Genomic DNA, 15086 nt, shown 5'->3' on the forward strand with positions numbered 1-15086 from the left:
GCTCCCGTAGAGCTTCTGGAGCATGGCGTAGTCCACATCCGCGCCGAAGGCATCCTCGACCGCCTCTAGGTAGGGCCGGTGGCCGTCCGTGGTGAGCTGCACGCGGTTCGACAGGCGCCCCGCCACGTCCTGCATGAACTCGGTAGCAACGCCCGAGTCCCGCGAGCCCACCAGCCAGGACACCATCAGCTTCGAGTCCGCGCAGAGCGCCGTCCAGGTCCACACGTCGCCTACGCCGAACTCGCCCTTCATCTCCTGCGGCACGTTCTTGGCCTTGGCGTACACGAAGCTCCAGATCTCATCCGCCTGCACCCGCTTGCACGGCAGCTCCCGCAGGTGCTCGTCCTGGTAGGCCGCGCACGCCTCGCCCAGGTCTACCAGCAGCTTCGTGATGGTGTTCCGGGACACGCCCACCATGCGGGCGGTAGAACGGATCGAGCAGCCCTCAGTCAGGGCCGACACGATAGCGACGCGCTTTGCGGTAGGGAGGACGTTTGCCATAACTGACATTATGCTTGAACGAGCTAGCAATGTCAAATTCAGATAGAGTTGAGGTTTGATAGCTACAACGCTGAGAGTAAACTTAGAGGTAAACTCTTGACCGATATTAACTCAGGGGTTAATGTGTGCCTAGTGAGGATTGGGCGGCCTGCGCCTGACGCAGTCTGGACCGTCTCGGAAATGGATGGCATTGGAGGCGAGGGCATTCAGTCGGAACTTGCCTCCGCGGATCCGGCGGACATCAATGCCAGCTCTATGCTCGCGCTTCTGGAGAAAGGCGTGCCGGACAATGGCCCCAACTTCAGTAACATCACAAGGTGTCGCCCCCTTGAGGACGGGATATTTGAGTTCAAGGATGGATCGGTGAGAGTTCTCTGGTTCTACGACGAAGGCGATCCCAAGATTCGCCGTCACATCATTTGCACTCATTTATTCCGAAAGCAGGGACGGAAAACTCCTCGACGGGAGATCAAGAAAGCCAAGAAACGACGGTCGCTGTACTTGAAAGCGAAAGCAGAAAGGCGACTCCGCCTGCCGCAATCTGGCGTCCTACAGTTCAGAAGGGAGAAGAAATGACGACTGAACGGGTACGACCTATCGAATACTGGATGTCCCTGGCTCGAATGGGATTCGAGGACGACTTGCATAGGCTCTTGTCTGACCAGGATATTTCGCAGGCAGAACTGGCTGATGCAATCGACACCACGCCCGCCTACATCAGCAAGGTACTTAACGGGTCTAGCGCCAATTTTACGATCAGGACCATGGCGAAGTTGGCCCAGGCCCTTGACGCCCTAGTTCAGATTCGCTTGACGAGAGACGGGCGTGAAGTCGTTCGAACCCTGAGCGTAGAAGAGGCGCGAGCCTTCGACGAAGCCCGTGCCCGAAGGTCAGCCGATAGCGTCGGAGAGCAAACGGGGGCGCAATTCGACTTTTCTGGCAGAACGGTCAATCCTAAGCCGGGCTTCGGAAATCTCGTGAACATCCAGGCCAATGGCTGATCTGCGTTGGTCCCTCATCTGTAGGCGAGCAATTGTTGACAAGGCCAGCAATCTGCTCACACTCATCGACCTCCTGGAAGAGCTAACGATAGACGGGGAAGAAGTGCTGCCGGACCCAGAGCCAGGGGATACTGGGGTTGCTACCGACGCACAACTAGTGTGCTTGTGGACGAGGAGCGACCCAAGTGAGGCAGAACACTTTTGGCAAACCGTAGCGTTGGTTGGACCTAACGGGGAAACCAACACTCCGGATGTAAAGGTCGAGGTGGAACTAGCGGATCACAAGCGAATTCGTGTCATGGCGGGGATCAAGGCCGTCCGCTTTTACGGACTCGGTACTTATCGATTTGACATCTACTTTTCGAAGAATGAGGAATCTAGAGGCAAGAAGGTCGGCAGCGTTCCCCTGGATATCAAGAGAGCCGGCTCTTAGGGACCTTTGTTCCATCTGGCCTTGGCGGCCTTCCGCGCAATCTCCGACCGCTCCTCCGGGGTGAGCTTCACGGCCCGCGCCTTCCCGCCCTTCTTTCCGCCGAGCCGCCCAAGGGCGACCGCGTGTGGGTTCTTCTCCGGCGGTTCCTGTTTTGCCTTCTCGCCGGTGGCCTCGCGCACGATGTCGAAGGCGCGTTGGTTGAAGTCTGTCGGGCGTTTAATGCTTGAGCGTTTGGGCATGACACCTACTGTAACAGGAGGGCGGGGCGGGTCCATTCCCGCCCCGTGGTGAGGAGTCTACGGCAGAGGGAGGGCGCGCTCGATGCGCTCGGCGAGCTGGGCGAAGGCGGGCGCCAGGTCGCGGGCCAGGTCCGACAGGGGCACCATGTCCCGCGGCAGCTCGTCTTCGTCGGCCCTGCGGCCCAGCATGTGGGCGTAGCCGTGCAGGTGGCGGGAATCGGCCGCCAGGGCGCGTAGGGAGCGCACCATGAAGGACTCGGCGGTCGGCGGGTGGGTCCGGAAGCCTTCCCGGTACAGCGTCACCATCAAGGCCGCCAGACGGCGCAGCGTGGTGCGCGCTTCGGCGTCCTCGAACTCAGCTAGGTAGATCTCGCGGAAGCCGCTGTCTTCGTCCCAGGGCGGCGGAGCCCCAGGTGGACGGCAGGACATAGGCAGGGGATGAGGGCGAGCGGTAGACTCGGCTCGGTCGCGCATAGGTCTTGCTCCTTTGCGTGGCTAGGGCCGGCGGAGCGTTCGCGCGCTCCGTCGGTCCGCTGGGTTAGGTCACCACCCTAGCCGCGCCTGCAAGCCCTCGCGCGATTCAATTCTCTGGATTTCAAACTGAGCCACTACCCCGGACAGTCATCGGTACCGCTTCATCCCTCGCCGGCGTCGAGGCGCAGGGCGAGCAGTAGACCCGCACGCTCAAGACTGGTGGAACCGGCCGCCTCCAGAAACAGCGACAGGGAGGCCGGGGAGCGCAGCACACAGCTCAGGGTGTGCAGGCCAGGCGCCGCGTCGCGGGCTTCCGGCGCGATCCGAACCACCGGTTCGCCCCCCTCGATCAGCACCTCTTCGCCCACCACGTCTCGCACCGAGTAACGATCTCGCCGGCCAAGACTCGGCAGTACGGCCGCCATCAGCAAGGCCGTTTGGCGATCCCGACAGAGGGCGATGGGCGGATCTCCATCACCCCGCGATACGGCGAACCGGGGCTCTTCCCAGGCCATGGCGCCTGGCGATGGCGTCCCCTCGGGAGGAATAGCCACTACCTTCCAAGGCCCGGCCAGCAAGGCCTCGAAGGCGGCCGGCGGATCGTCCTCCCTCCGCAGCCGGCGCAACAGGTCAGTGCCGAACACTCCTTCCAAACGCTCTTCGCGGTTCTCTCGCGTCATGTCTTTCCCCCTTCCGTCCTGGTGCAAACCGGGCTCGTCCGTTGCCCTCGACTCTGTGAGCGGGCCGGCTGGCCGCCACCGCGCCGATCACGGCCATCGCGTACACACAAAAAGTACATTAACGGTAACGAAGCGTAAGTCACCTGTCAAGAAGAAATCGGAAACAGTGGCGCGAGTTCGCTAGCAGAGCAGCTGAAAGTATGGGCCGAAGGCGTTTTTCAGCTCCCTGCTAGCAGGGAGCTGAAACTCATCTTGACCGTTCAGCAGCCTGCTCCGCGCCCGAAGGGCTGGGTGCCCCCGGCGAGGCGGCGCCGGAGGCGCCGAGGACGGGGTGAAGCCTGAAAAGACTGGTCTTTTCAGGCGAGGCGGCGCCCAGCCCCCTGGAGTAGAGAGCTCGCAGGGAAGCTGAAATCATAGGCCGAAGGCCTCTTTCAGCGACTTGCTAGTGCGGGAACGCGCCGCCGCCCATCGCCTTGCGCAACCACTTGCCCTTGACGCCCTTGAACATTTTTCTCATCTGTTTGTATTGCTTGAGCAAGCGGTTGATGTCCTGGACGGAGGAGCCGGAGCCGCGCGCCACCCGGCGCTTGCGGCTGGCGTTGAGCACCTGGGGCTTGCGGCGCTCGAAGGGGGTCATGGAATTGATCAAGGCCTCTACCTTCTTGAGTTGACCTTCGTCCACCTCGGTGGCGTCCAGGTTCTTCAAGGGACCGGCCTTGGGGAGGAGTTCCAAAAGCTGGCCCAACGGGCCCATGTTGCGTAGCTGCCGGAGCTGATCGCGCAGATCCTCCAGGGTGAACTCCTGGCGCGCCATGCGGGTCGCGAGGCGCTGGGCTTCGTCCTGATCGATCCCCTGCTCGGCACGCTCGATCAGGGTCAGCACGTCGCCCATTCCGATCATGCGCGAGGCCATGCGTTCCGGATGAAACAGGTCCAGATCCTCGGCCTTCTCGCCCATGCCGACGAAGCGGATCGGCACCTGCGCCACGGTGCGGATGGAAAGGGCCGCACCGCCGCGGGAGTCGCCGTCGAGTTTGGTGAGGATGACGCCGGTCAACGGCAACTCGGCGGCGAAGCGCTCGGCGCTGCGCACCGCGTCTTGACCGGTCATGGCGTCGGCGACGAACAGGATCTCGTCCGGCTGCAAGCGCTCCGCCAGGAAGCGCAGCTCGGACATCAGATCGTCGTCCACGTGCAGCCGGCCGGCGGTATCGAAGACGATCACATCGTGTCCGCCCTCGCGAGCCGTCTTCTCGGCCTTGTCCGCCAGGGGCAGCACGCCCTGGCCGGGATTCGGCGCACAAACCGGCACGCCGACGCCGGCGCCGACCTGGATCAACTGTTCGACGGCGGCGGCGCGCTGCAGGTCACCGGCGACCAGCAGCGGCTGGCGGCCCTTGCCGACCACGCGCTTGGCGAGCTTGCCGGCGGTGGTGGTCTTGCCGGAACCCTGAAGGCCGCACAGCAGCACTACCGCCGGACGGTGGGTCAACTCCAGCTCGCGCCCTTCGTCACCGAGAAGCGACACCAACTCATCGCGCACGATCTTGACGACCTGCTGGGCAGGCGTCAGACTCGAAAGGACTTCCTGCCCGAGGGCTCGCTCCCGCACCCGCTCCACGAACGGCCGCACGACGCGAATATGAACGTCCGCTTCGAGCAATGCCAGGCGGATCTGGCGCAGCGCCGAGTTGAGAGCGTCTTCGGTGATCTTGCCTTCGCCCTTGAGCTGGCGAAAGACGTCTTGAAGCTTTCCCTGCAGTCCGTCGAACATGGTGATCTGGTCTCCCGGTGGGTTCTTCGCGGAAACCTCGAATCCCGCGGATCGGAAGGGAAATGGTAAAGGATCGACCCGAGGCCCGCAAACCAGCGAACACCTCGTCCCCAGCGCCTGAGCCAGGCGGGAGAACCTGATCGTGCAATACACCAACGCCCTGCGCCGCGCCAAGATCGTCGCCACCGTCGGCCCGGCCACCGCCGGCCTCGAAGCCCTGCGCACCATCGTGCGAGCGGGCGCCGACGTGGTGCGCCTCAACCTCTCCCACGGCACCCACCGAGAACACCGTCAGCGCATTCGCGAGGTGCGGACCATCGCCGAACAAGAGCAGCGTCACCTGGCCGTGCTGCTCGACCTGATGGGTCCGCGCTATCGGCTGGGGGAGATGAAGCAGCCCCGCACCCTTCAGGAGGACGAACGCATCACCCTCGGGGATGGCGAGGGCTACGACTTGCCCCTCGGCAAGTCCGGCATCCTCGAATTGTTGGAGGCGGGCCAGCGCATGCTGATCGACCAAGGTCTGGTCGAGCTACAAGTCGAAGAGAAGCAGCCGGATCACGCCGTCGCCACGGTCTGCTCCGGCGGCACCGTCTCCAGCCGCAAGGGCATCAACCTGCCGGACAGCGACCTCGGCTTTCGGATCACCCCGAAGGATCGGCGCGACATCGCCTTCGCCCTCGCCGAGGGGGTGGACTTCGTCGCCGCCAGCTACGTTGGCCGGGCCGCGGACCTCAAAGCGATTCGCGCAGTGGTGGCGGAGTGCGGCGGCGATCTGCCGCTGGTCGCCAAACTCGAGCGCTCCCAAGCCCTCGACCATCTGGCGGAGATCGTCGAAGAAGCGGACGCGGTGATGGTGGCCCGCGGCGACCTCGGGGTCGAGGTGCCCATCCACCGGGTGCCGGTGCTCCAGAAGCGCATCGTCGAAGCCTGCCGCAAGCGCGGCAAACCGGTGGTCGTCGCCACCCAGATGCTCGAATCGATGATGACCCAGCCGCGCCCCACCCGCGCCGAGGTCACCGATATCGCCAATGCCGCCCTCGACGGCGCCGACGCCCTGATGCTGTCCGGCGAAACGGCCGCCGGTGAGCACCCGGCAGAAGCGGTGGCGGTGATGTCCGCCACCATCGCCTCGGCGGAGGAATTCCGCCGCAAGAACCTGCGGGAGCGAGTCAATCTCCGGCGCACTTCAAGTGAAACGTTCGGCGCCAATGAGGTCGGACGCCTGTCCGAAGACTTCGCCCAGGACATTCCGGACATGGTGTGCGCCGCCGCCGTTTACACCGCCGGTCAGCTCAAGGCCGTACGCCTGGTGGCCTTCAGCCAGAGCGGATTCACCGGCCGCCTGCTGGCCCGCTACCGGCCCTCCACCCCCATCGTATTGTTCACCAACAGCCTCCCCGTGGCCCGCCAGCTGCAGCTCGTCTGGGGGGTGGATCCGCACTATCTACCGGATCGCCTGGAGCACCACGCGGAGGTCATTGAGCTGGTGGACCGGGAACTCCTCGCCCGCGGCCTGGCGGCCGCCGGCGAGATCATCGTCGCCCTGATGGCCGATCCGATCCGCGAACGCACCCGCACGAATTTGATGCGCGTGCACCCGGTGCGCACCGAGACCCAGTGGCGCGCCGCCGAAAGGGCTCCGGCGCGAAAAGATCCGTCGTCCGCAACGGCAGGAGCCAAGTCATGACCAGTGAGCACTTTCCCTTTGGACCGGCACCACGGCTGCCGGACTTTCTGGCCTCCCGCCTGCCCTTCGAGCGCGCCACCTACCGCCTGAGCGAGGGCACCGATGCCGGCCGCACCCTCCACTTCATCGACCACGGCCCGCGCGACGGCCGACCGATCCTGATGCTCCACGGCAATCCCACCTGGAGCTTCCTGTGGCGCAAGGTGATCGCCGATCTGCCGGAGGTTCGCTGCGTGGCGCCGGACCTCCTCGGCCTCGGCCTGTCCAGCAAACTGCCGAAGATCGCCGACCACAGCGTCGACCGCCACGCCGACACCATCGCCGAACTGGTTTCGGCTCTCGGCCTCGACGACGCAATCCTGCTGCTCCAGGACTGGGGCGGCCCGATCGGGGTGAGCGTCGGGGCTCGCCTGCCGGAGCGCATCAGCGGAATGGTGCTGGGGAACACCTCGGTGCTGATTCCGGACAAGCCCCGCGGCACCTCGTTCCACCGCTTCGCCCGGCGGCCGATGCTCAGCGACTTCGTTTTTCGGGTTCTCGGCTTTCCGCAGAACGTCCTGCACAAGATCCAGGGCGATCCCGCCTCCATCCGCGGACCCATCGCCCGGGCCTACCGCTGGCCGCTGCGCCGCCTTCGCGACCGCGTCGCGCCCCTCGCCCTCGCCCGCATGGTGCCGGACCGTCTCGACCATCCGGACCTGCCGGCGCTGCGCCGCGGCGAGGCCTGGGCGCGGTCCTTCGACGGCCCGATCGCACTGGTCTGGGGAACGAAAGATCCCATCCTCGGTCGCGCCTTGAGGTGGCACGAAAAAGCCTTCCCGGACGCTCCGGTCACCCACACCGAGGCGGGGCATTTCCTACAGGAAGAGGTGCCTGAAGAGTTGGCCGCGGCGGTCGCCGACGTCGCCGGCCGAGCCGGCTGAAACAGTCGCTACGCGCTGCGCCGCTTGACCCAGGTCAGCACCGCCGGCAAAAGGGTCACCGCGACCAGGGCCGTGGAGATGGCGCCGAGGACGGCGACGAAGCCGACGGAGCGGAGCCCCGGGTAGTGGGAGAACACCAGGGAGCCGAAGCCGCAGACGGTCGACAGCGCGGCCACCACGATGGCGTTGCCGGTCTCGGTCATCCCCGTCTCCACCTCCGAGGGCGAGGAACCCTCCCGGAAGCGGTGCACCATGTGGAGACCGTAGTCCACACCGATGCCGATGATCATGGTCGTAACGAAGATGTTCATGAAGTTCAAGTCGATGCCGAGCAGGGCCATGATGCCGAGCATCCAGCAGATGCCCACCGTCAGGGGTAGGAGCGACAGCAGGGTGTAGCGCAAGGACCGAAAATCGAAATAAAGCAGCACTCCCACCGCCAGCAGGCCCAGGATGCCGGCGAGCCAAGCGTCCGGACGCACCCGCGAGCGCACTCGTTCATTGATCACCGCCGTGCCGGTGAGGGTGGCCTGGGGACCCAGCTCATCGGCCAGCGCGACGGCCGGCGGCGGCGGTTCCCGGCGCCACAGGTTTTCCGGAGGATAGAGGTACACGAGCGACACCCAACCGTCTTCGGGGCGATCGCCGCGCCGCTGCACGAAGCGGTCGAGCAGCGCCTGGCCTTGGGCCGAGTCGGCGAAATCGCGAATGCCGATGGGCTCCGAGTGCGACAGGCCAGAACCCAGCAGGGCGATGCCCGGCTCAAAGGGATCCGAGCGCAGGCCCTGGGCGGCCGCCTCGGCGCGGAAGGTCTCGGCGATGCGGTCAATGTCCAGCGCATCGCCGCGTTTGCGGTCGAGCCAGTCGAGCACCGCCGCCTGGCGGGCCGGCGGCGGGATCAGTGAGCCCACCCCGCCGTAGCCGTTGAGCACCCCTTCATCGACCAGCTCTTTCGCCCCTTCGGCGGCTTCGGCGGCCAGCGCCAGCACCTCTTCCGGGGTGTCTCCATGCAGCACCAGCATCATGTAGTCGAAGCCGGATCCGAAGCGCTCCCCCACCTCCTTCGTCACCTGGATGCCGCGGTTCCCTTCCGGCCGCATCGCCTGCATGCTCTCCTCGAAGCCCAGGCCGGCAGCCAACCAGGCCGCCGCCGCGGTGGTCGCCACCCCGATGGCCACCACCACCCGCGGCGACCGCACGCAGGCGCGCATCAGCGGCTGGAGGCCGAAGCTGTGCATGTAGAGGTTGGGGGCGCTGCTCTTGCGGCGGTGACGATCATCGCGCCAGGCGAGAAGCGCCGGCAGCAGGAACAGCACGCTGAGCATGCACAGCAGGATGCCGGTGCCGGTCAGAAACCCCATCTGCCGCAAGCCGGTGAAGTCCGTCACCAGGAAGGCGTAGAAGGTCGCCGCGGTGGTCAAGCCGCCCACCACCACCGCCCGGCCGGAGGAACCGGCCATCGCCGCCAGGGAACTGGCGAGGTCGCCGCCCCGTCGCCGCTCTTCGACGTAGCGACCATAGGAGACGATGACAAAGTCGATCCCCAGGCCGATCAGCAGAGCGGCGGTCATGCTGGTGGCGCTCGACAGCTTGCCGAGGGTGAGCTCCGAAAAGCCGAAGGTGAGAATCAAGCCGCAGGCCAGCGGCGCCACGGCGAACAGCAGCGGCCCCAGGCGCCGGAAGGCGAACAGGAACAGCAGCAACACCCCGGCCAGCGAGGTCAACCCGCCGACGATGGCGTCCCGCCGGATGAAGCGGGCATCGTCCAGGGCGGTCAGGTAGCCGCCGCCGAGGGCGACTTCCGGCGGGGGCGGAAGATCGGCGGCCAGTTCAGCGGGGGCCTCCGGATCGACTCCCACCATCTCCGGCCAGCGGCTCTGCACCGCCGCAATGCGCTCCTCCACCGCCGCCACCAGCAGTTCGTCGAAATCGACGTCCGCCGGCGGCCGTACCGGCTTGGCGAGAATCAACAGCATCCGGTGATCCTGGGACAAGTAGTAGCCGCTCGACCAGTCCACCGACAGCGCGCCCCGGGAGCCCTGCACCCGATCCAGGAACAGCTCCACCAGGCCGAAGGGATCGACCAGCATCAACTCCTTCAGGGTCTGGCCCTGGGGCGTCCCGAGGAGGCGGCGCATCTCCTGCACGCGCTTTCGGATGCCTTCGTCGGAGAGCTTTTCGGCCAACCGGGCGCGGCCGTCCTCGTCCAAGAACAACACCGCCTTGGGGTAGAACTCTTCGAGCAGCGATTCCGTGTCGCCCAGGTGGTACTCGACGGACTCGATCTCCTCCAGCTCCTTCAGCTCCATCGCCAACTCGTCGACGAAGGTTTCGTAGGGATCGAGCATCGCCCGCTCCGGCAAGCGTACCGCCACCGGCAGATAGTCGATCGACCCGAAGCTGTCCAAGGTCTCGAGGAAAATGTCGATCACCGGATCGTTCTTCGGCAGCAGATTCAGCACGTCCGTGTCGAACCGCAGCCGCGACGTCAGATACACGCTCGCCACCACCAGCACCGCGGTGACGGCGAAGATCTGCCAGTAGCGGTGCCGGGCGAAAACCCCGAGACGGCGCAACAAAGAGGTGGTGGGCATGGTCTAGGAGTCGTTGCCGGCGGTGGCGGCGAGGTGCTCGCGCAGAATTTCGCGGCCGAAGCGAGCGAAATACTCGAGGCCGGAATACACGCTGATCACCAGAGCCACCCACAGGGAAATCGGTGCCAGGTGGGCAAACTCGCCGAGCTGGTTATAGAAGATCAGCAGGGCGATGGCGACGATCTGCACCACCGTCTTGACCTTGCCGGACCAGCCGGCGGCCAGCACTCGGCCCTCCGAGGCGATGAATGCCCGTAGCGAGCTGACCGCGAACTCCCGCGAGATGATCGCCACCACCATCCAGGCCGGCGCCAGCCCAAGTTCCACCAACGAGATGAAAGCCGCCGAGGTGAGGATCTTGTCGGCTGCCGGATCGAGCAACTTGCCGAGGCGGGTCTCCTGCTTGTTGCGACGCGCCAAGTAGCCGTCGAGGAAGTCCGTCAGGGCCGCCAGCAGGAACACCCCGAGGCCAAGAAACTCCTTGCCGTCGATCTTGGTCAGCAGGATCACCACGAGCAGCGGCACCAGCAGGATCCGAAAGATCGACAGGAGGTTGGGAGTGTTCAACATGGGATTGGGGGTACCGCCCGGCTCGGGATCGGCATTCTACTCCAGGCTCAGGAGCCCGGAGAGATGGAGGAGAGGTCAGCCCGGCGGTTGATTGGTCATCACCATCCGGCCGGAGCGATCGCGCACCAGGCGGGGCTTGGCGGCGATTTTCAAGGGACCGACTTCGACCGGCCGGCCGAGGTAGACGCTGAGCACCCGGTCGACATATTGGCGGGTCTCTCGGTAGGGCGGAATGCCGCCGTAGCGAGCCACCGCCTCGGGACCGGCGTTGTAGGCGGCGAGGGCCAGTTCCATGCGTCCGAAGCGGTCGATCATGCGGCGCAGGTAGGTCACCCCGCCGCGCACATTCTGCTGTGGATCGAAGGCGTCCGTCACCCCGAGATCGCGAGCCGTTGCCGGCATGAGCTGCATCAGGCCCATGGCGCCCTTTTTCGATTTCGCCCTGGGATCGAAGGACGACTCCACCCGGATCAGGGCTTTCACCAACTTCGGATCGAGCCCATGGAGGCGGCTCTGCTCCTCGATAAAGGGAGACCAGCGTTCGCGGTGATTCGCCACCGCATTGCGCCGCTTGGCGCCTTCGGAGTTCACGCTGGTCTCGGTAGCGGCGCGGCCCGATGCCGGATTCTTCGGGCCGACGTTGTACACCACCACCGAGCCGTCGGGACGAGTTTCTAGGCGCACTTCCGCCGCGACGGACATCGCGGCCAGTCCGCAGGCAGTTCCCCAGAGCAGCACAGCCATCCAACGCTTCATCATCAGCAACCCACAATCATCAGAATTCCTACATCATCTTCCTCTCGAAGGCGGCCTTAGAGTTTAGCAGGCTCAGCCGGCGCGAGCCTCGCAGAACACCGCCGTGGTACGAGCGGGCACCCGGAAGGCCCCTTCCGTGGCGTCGAAGGTGGCAGCTCGCACCCGCTCGTCGGCGGAGTCGCAAAGTAGCGGATGCAGGGTCAAGACACGGCCCCGCAGGGAAAGCGATATCCCCTCCCAGAGGTCCGGCCGGGCGTTGAACACTGCCACCCACAAGCCGTATCCGGGATCGAATTCGCCCGCCTCGTCCCACAAGCTCATCACCACCACACCGGGGGTCTGCGCCGGTCCGGTGTTGTGAAAACGCAGTCGGCGCTGCACCTCCACGGCGCTGCGCAGCCGGAACAGCGGCGAGGCGGTGCGCAGCGCCAGCATCTCGCGACAATGGGCCGAGCAGGCGGCGAGATCCGCCTTCGATGGCCGCAGGGCCGGATCCGCCAACAGCGGACCGAGCCACGGCCAGCGATCCGCGTTCTCCACCGCCGGCGGCAAGCCGCGGCCCCAGCGGTGCGCGTCCCCTGCAAAATCCAGGGCGTTGAACCAGTCGCCGGAGTTGTAGCTGTTGCGGTCGCCGGACTTCGAGCGCAGCAAATCCATGCCGCCGTGCAGGAACGGAACGCCCTGTGCGAGGAGCAGGACGCTGAGGGCGAGATTCTGCAGGCGGACCCGCTCGGCCATCGGTAGGTCCATCGGCGCTTTCGCCTGGAGAGCGTCGAAGAACGTCTCATTGTCGTGTGCCGCGGCATAGTGGATCACGTCGCCCGGAGCTCGGCCATAGCCGCCGTAGGCTTGCCCGGACCGGCGCTCCCCCCGGTGGTCGAGCCACTCGAAATCCACCAGACCGCCAGCGAGGCCGGCACGCAACCGGTCCATCAGGTCCAGACGGGCCTGCGGATCGTCTCCCTCGCTCTCGAAGAGGCCGGTCGCGAAGCCCGCCTCGCCCGCGCCGTGAAATGGACCGCCGCCGCGTAGAGCGTCGCGCAGCCGGTCGTCGAAAGTGGCCGCCAAACCGCGGCCCGCGAGGTTCTTCTGGGAGGCATTCCGGCCGCGGCCTTCGCCGGTCATCTCGGCGAAGCTCCAGCCCTCGCCGAGAAGCTGGATGCGCCGGCCGTCGACGCCGTCGGTTTCCGGCCGCAGCCGGTCGAGGGCCGCCCTCACCGCCGAGACGTTTTCCACCAGGTGATGGCCCATCAGATCAAGGCGGAATCCCTCCACCCGGAAGTGCCGCGCCCAGTGCACCACCGCATCGACCATCAGCTTCTCCATCATCCGATGCTCGCTGGCGGTATTCGGGCAGCACGACGAGGTGAGCAGGCGGCCGTCTGCATCGCGCCGGTGGTAGTAGCCGGGGACCACCCGATCGAGCACCGAACAGGGGTCCAGCCCCGCCTCGTGAGTGTGGTTGAACACCACGTCGAGAATCACGCCGAGGCCGATTCGGCCAAGCCCCTGCACCATCTCGCGCACTTCTTTGAGGCGCGCTCCCCCGTCCGGCTGCCGGGCATAGCTCCCCTCCGGCGCCATGAAGTGCCACGGGTCGTAGCCCCAGTTGTAGGGGTCCTCGTCGGCGATCGCCGCCACCGCTGCCTGCTGCGCGTCGGAATCCGCCCGATGGGCGGAGAGGTCTCCCGGCTCGCGCCAGCGGTCGCGATCCTCGTCCACCGTAGTGAAATCGGCGACGGGCAAAAGCTGAACATGGGTGAGCCCGGCTTCGGCCAGGCCGCGCAGGTGCCTCACGCCACGGGAGTCCGGCCGGGCGAAGGCGCCATAGGTGCCGCGCAGGACGTCCGGAACGGAGAAATCCTCGGCGGAAAAGTCACGCACGTGCAGCTCGTAGATCACCCGATCCTCAAAGGCCGGAATCGCCCCCTGCCGGATCCACCGGTCGTTCCAGCCCTCCGGAGCCAGGGCAGGATCTTCGAGGTCGAGAATCTGGCTCCGCCGGCTGTTACGGGCGAGAGAGACGCACCAGGGATCCGTCACCGCATTGCGCTCCACCCGGCCGGTCGCGGGAACATAGACCTCGACCTCATAGAGGTAGTAGCGGCCGACCCAAGGGGCCTCCCCGCGTACCGACCACAGCCCGGACTCGTCGTCCCGTTCGAGGTCGCGGCGCTCCGCCGGCTCGGCCATTCGCGGACCGTCCCACAGAATCACCCGCACCCGCCGAGCGGTCGGCGCCCACAGCCGGAGGGTCACCGCACCGGCCGAGACTTCCGCGCCCAGCGGACCGTCCCACCGGAAGAGATCGTCCAGCACCCCGGGGATCTGAACGCCGGTGACCCTTTCGCCGTTCGCCCTCGTCTCGACGACCACCAGTTCGCCGCGCAACAGCTCACGCGCTCGGAGGATGGCCTCTTCCGGCAGGCGAAACACGGCGCCGTGGGAAAGATGGGGAAAGCGCTTCGCCAGTCCGACCGGAAGACGGGTGCCCGTCGCGGTGAGCGGGAAAATCTCGCAGCCGGCCGGCGTTTCCCCATCCAAGCGGAAACCGCCGTCCGGGGCAAATGCCAACGTCAGAGAGGCCTGAGGGTCATCGGCCGGGAAGAGGATCGTTGCGCGATCCACCCAGTGGGCTCGTGCCGAGGGGAGAGGGTCCATCGACCGGTCGGAGGGAATCGTCAGATCAGCGAACGGGACTGGCCGCCGTCCACATTGATGCAGGCGCCGGTGACCCAACCGGCCCGCGGCGAGGCGAGAAAGGTCACCACGTCGGCCACCTCTTTGAGGGTGCCGAAGCGCCCCATCGGCAGATGGTCGGCGATGAACTCGGCGATGCCCTCCGGGTCTTGCTCCCGACGCCGCGCCCAGGCGCCGCCGGGAAAGAGGATCGAGCCCGGGGCAATGCTCACCGACCGCACCCCCTCCGGCGCCAGTTCCAGGGCCAGGGTCTTGGCGGTAGCGATCACCGCCGCCTTGGTGGCTTCGTAGATCGAGAGGTTCGGCCCACCGGCCTCGCGGCCGTAGATCGAGGCGATGAACATCGCCACGCCGTGGGGCGACTGGCGAAGCAGCGGCAGGGCCTCACGGGTGAACCGGATATGGGACAGCAGGTTGAGATCGATCAGCGTCCGCCAGTCCTCGTCCGTCGTCTCCTCCAACGGCTTGCGCCGATTGCCGCCGACGTTGTTGACCAGAACGTCCAGCCGCCCGAAGCGCTCCCGGGCCGCTGCCATCGCCGCCTCGGCGGCGCCCGCCGCGGTGACGTCCATCACCAGCGGCAGCGCCTCCACCGGCAGCGCGGCGGCCGCCGCTTCGAGAGCCTCGCGGCCGCGCGCACACATCACCAGCCGGCAACCCTCCGCCGCCAATCCTCGAGCGATGCCGAGGCCGATCCCACGGCTGGCGCCGGTGATCAGCGCGACCTGATCCGACAGTTCCAGATCCATCC

14 protein-coding genes are annotated in these 15086 nt (G+C 66.1%); 4 read left to right on the forward strand and 10 right to left on the reverse strand.

Annotated elements, in window-relative coordinates:
- A partial coding sequence (locus AAF481_18670) for an IS1 family transposase (protein MEM7483194.1) occupies positions 1 to 501 on the reverse strand: 501 nt, incomplete at its 3' end.
- A 96-nt stretch (positions 502 to 597) separates the two neighbouring features.
- On the opposite strand from AAF481_18670, the gene AAF481_18675 reads away from it, so the two are divergent.
- Together AAF481_18675 and AAF481_18680 are read left to right on the forward strand one after the other, a co-directional pair.
- Positions 598 to 1077, forward strand: coding sequence for a type II toxin-antitoxin system RelE/ParE family toxin (locus tag AAF481_18675; protein MEM7483195.1), 480 nt, complete (start codon positions 598 to 600; stop codon positions 1075 to 1077).
- The gene (locus tag AAF481_18680) at positions 1074 to 1502 is read left to right on the forward strand and encodes a helix-turn-helix transcriptional regulator (GenBank protein MEM7483196.1); all 429 of its coding nucleotides are present in this window, start codon (positions 1074 to 1076) and stop codon (positions 1500 to 1502) included. The genes AAF481_18675 and AAF481_18680 overlap by 4 nt, the downstream gene beginning before the upstream one ends.
- Before the next feature lie 429 nt (positions 1503 to 1931).
- On the opposite strand, the gene AAF481_18685 is transcribed toward AAF481_18680, so the two are convergent.
- The 4 genes from AAF481_18685 to ffh all read right to left on the reverse strand — a co-directional run bounded on the left by AAF481_18685 (position 1932) and on the right by ffh (position 5102).
- Positions 1932 to 2174: a hypothetical protein gene (locus tag AAF481_18685; protein ID MEM7483197.1), complete on the reverse strand. Its 243-nt coding sequence runs from the start codon at positions 2172 to 2174 to the stop codon at positions 1932 to 1934.
- Between the two features lie 57 nt (positions 2175 to 2231).
- Positions 2232 to 2648 (reverse strand): hypothetical protein, encoded by a 417-nt coding sequence (locus AAF481_18690; protein MEM7483198.1) that lies wholly within the window; start codon positions 2646 to 2648, stop codon positions 2232 to 2234.
- A gap of 161 nt (positions 2649 to 2809) precedes the next feature.
- Positions 2810 to 3328, reverse strand: coding sequence for a hypothetical protein (locus tag AAF481_18695; protein MEM7483199.1), 519 nt, complete (start codon positions 3326 to 3328; stop codon positions 2810 to 2812).
- Between the two features lie 442 nt (positions 3329 to 3770).
- On the reverse strand, positions 3771 to 5102 hold the full coding sequence (gene ffh, locus AAF481_18700) for a signal recognition particle protein (GenBank protein ID MEM7483200.1): 1332 nt from the start codon (positions 5100 to 5102) through the stop codon (positions 3771 to 3773).
- A 142-nt stretch (positions 5103 to 5244) separates the two neighbouring features.
- Between ffh and pyk the strand changes: the two genes are divergently transcribed.
- Together pyk and AAF481_18710 are read left to right on the forward strand one after the other, a co-directional pair.
- Positions 5245 to 6792, forward strand: a complete 1548-nt coding sequence (gene pyk / locus AAF481_18705) for a pyruvate kinase (protein MEM7483201.1) — start codon at positions 5245 to 5247, stop codon at positions 6790 to 6792.
- Entirely contained in the window at positions 6789 to 7715 is a 927-nt protein-coding gene (locus AAF481_18710) for an alpha/beta fold hydrolase (protein MEM7483202.1), read from the forward strand. The genes pyk and AAF481_18710 overlap by 4 nt, the downstream gene beginning before the upstream one ends.
- An 8-nt stretch (positions 7716 to 7723) precedes the next feature.
- Here the strand turns inward: AAF481_18710 and AAF481_18715 are convergent, their stop codons facing one another.
- The 5 genes from AAF481_18715 to AAF481_18735 all read right to left on the reverse strand — a co-directional run bounded on the left by AAF481_18715 (position 7724) and on the right by AAF481_18735 (position 15084).
- Positions 7724 to 10309: an MMPL family transporter gene (locus AAF481_18715; GenBank protein MEM7483203.1), complete on the reverse strand. Its 2586-nt coding sequence runs from the start codon at positions 10307 to 10309 to the stop codon at positions 7724 to 7726.
- A 3-nt stretch (positions 10310 to 10312) separates the two neighbouring features.
- Positions 10313 to 10879: a CDP-diacylglycerol--glycerol-3-phosphate 3-phosphatidyltransferase gene (gene pgsA / locus AAF481_18720; protein MEM7483204.1), complete on the reverse strand. Its 567-nt coding sequence runs from the start codon at positions 10877 to 10879 to the stop codon at positions 10313 to 10315.
- Positions 10880 to 10954: 75 nt separating this feature from the next.
- The gene (locus tag AAF481_18725) at positions 10955 to 11623 is read right to left on the reverse strand and encodes a lytic transglycosylase domain-containing protein (protein ID MEM7483205.1); all 669 of its coding nucleotides are present in this window, start codon (positions 11621 to 11623) and stop codon (positions 10955 to 10957) included.
- Between the two features lie 84 nt (positions 11624 to 11707).
- Positions 11708 to 14296, reverse strand: coding sequence for a pullulanase-type alpha-1,6-glucosidase (pulA, locus tag AAF481_18730; GenBank protein MEM7483206.1), 2589 nt, complete (start codon positions 14294 to 14296; stop codon positions 11708 to 11710).
- Positions 14297 to 14316: 20 nt separating this feature from the next.
- Positions 14317 to 15084 (reverse strand): SDR family oxidoreductase, encoded by a 768-nt coding sequence (locus AAF481_18735; protein MEM7483207.1) that lies wholly within the window; start codon positions 15082 to 15084, stop codon positions 14317 to 14319.
- Between the last annotated feature and the right edge of the window lie 2 nt (positions 15085 to 15086).

The organism is Acidobacteriota bacterium, from assembly GCA_039030395.1.
In the GTDB taxonomy this organism is placed as follows: Bacteria; Acidobacteriota; Thermoanaerobaculia; order Multivoradales; family JBCCEF01; genus JBCCEF01.

Excerpts from the sequence above, each read along its gene's own strand:
- pgsA (MEM7483204.1), bottom strand. The coding sequence starts at position 10,879 with ATGTTGAACACTCCCAACCTCCTGTCGATCTTTCGGATCCTGCTGGTG.
- AAF481_18735 (MEM7483207.1), bottom strand. The coding sequence starts at position 15,084 with ATGGATCTGGAACTGTCGGATCAGGTCGCGCTGATCACCGGCGCCAGC.
- AAF481_18680 (MEM7483196.1), top strand. The coding sequence starts at position 1,074 with ATGACGACTGAACGGGTACGACCTATCGAATACTGGATGTCCCTGGCT.
- AAF481_18725 (MEM7483205.1), bottom strand. The coding sequence starts at position 11,623 with ATGGCTGTGCTGCTCTGGGGAACTGCCTGCGGACTGGCCGCGATGTCC.
- pulA (MEM7483206.1), bottom strand. The coding sequence starts at position 14,296 with ATGGACCCTCTCCCCTCGGCACGAGCCCACTGGGTGGATCGCGCAACG.
- AAF481_18710 (MEM7483202.1), top strand. The coding sequence starts at position 6,789 with ATGACCAGTGAGCACTTTCCCTTTGGACCGGCACCACGGCTGCCGGAC.
- ffh (MEM7483200.1), bottom strand. The coding sequence starts at position 5,102 with ATGTTCGACGGACTGCAGGGAAAGCTTCAAGACGTCTTTCGCCAGCTC.
- AAF481_18695 (MEM7483199.1), bottom strand. The coding sequence starts at position 3,328 with ATGACGCGAGAGAACCGCGAAGAGCGTTTGGAAGGAGTGTTCGGCACT.
- AAF481_18685 (MEM7483197.1), bottom strand. The coding sequence starts at position 2,174 with ATGCCCAAACGCTCAAGCATTAAACGCCCGACAGACTTCAACCAACGC.
- AAF481_18715 (MEM7483203.1), bottom strand. The coding sequence starts at position 10,309 with ATGCCCACCACCTCTTTGTTGCGCCGTCTCGGGGTTTTCGCCCGGCAC.
- AAF481_18690 (MEM7483198.1), bottom strand. The coding sequence starts at position 2,648 with ATGCGCGACCGAGCCGAGTCTACCGCTCGCCCTCATCCCCTGCCTATG.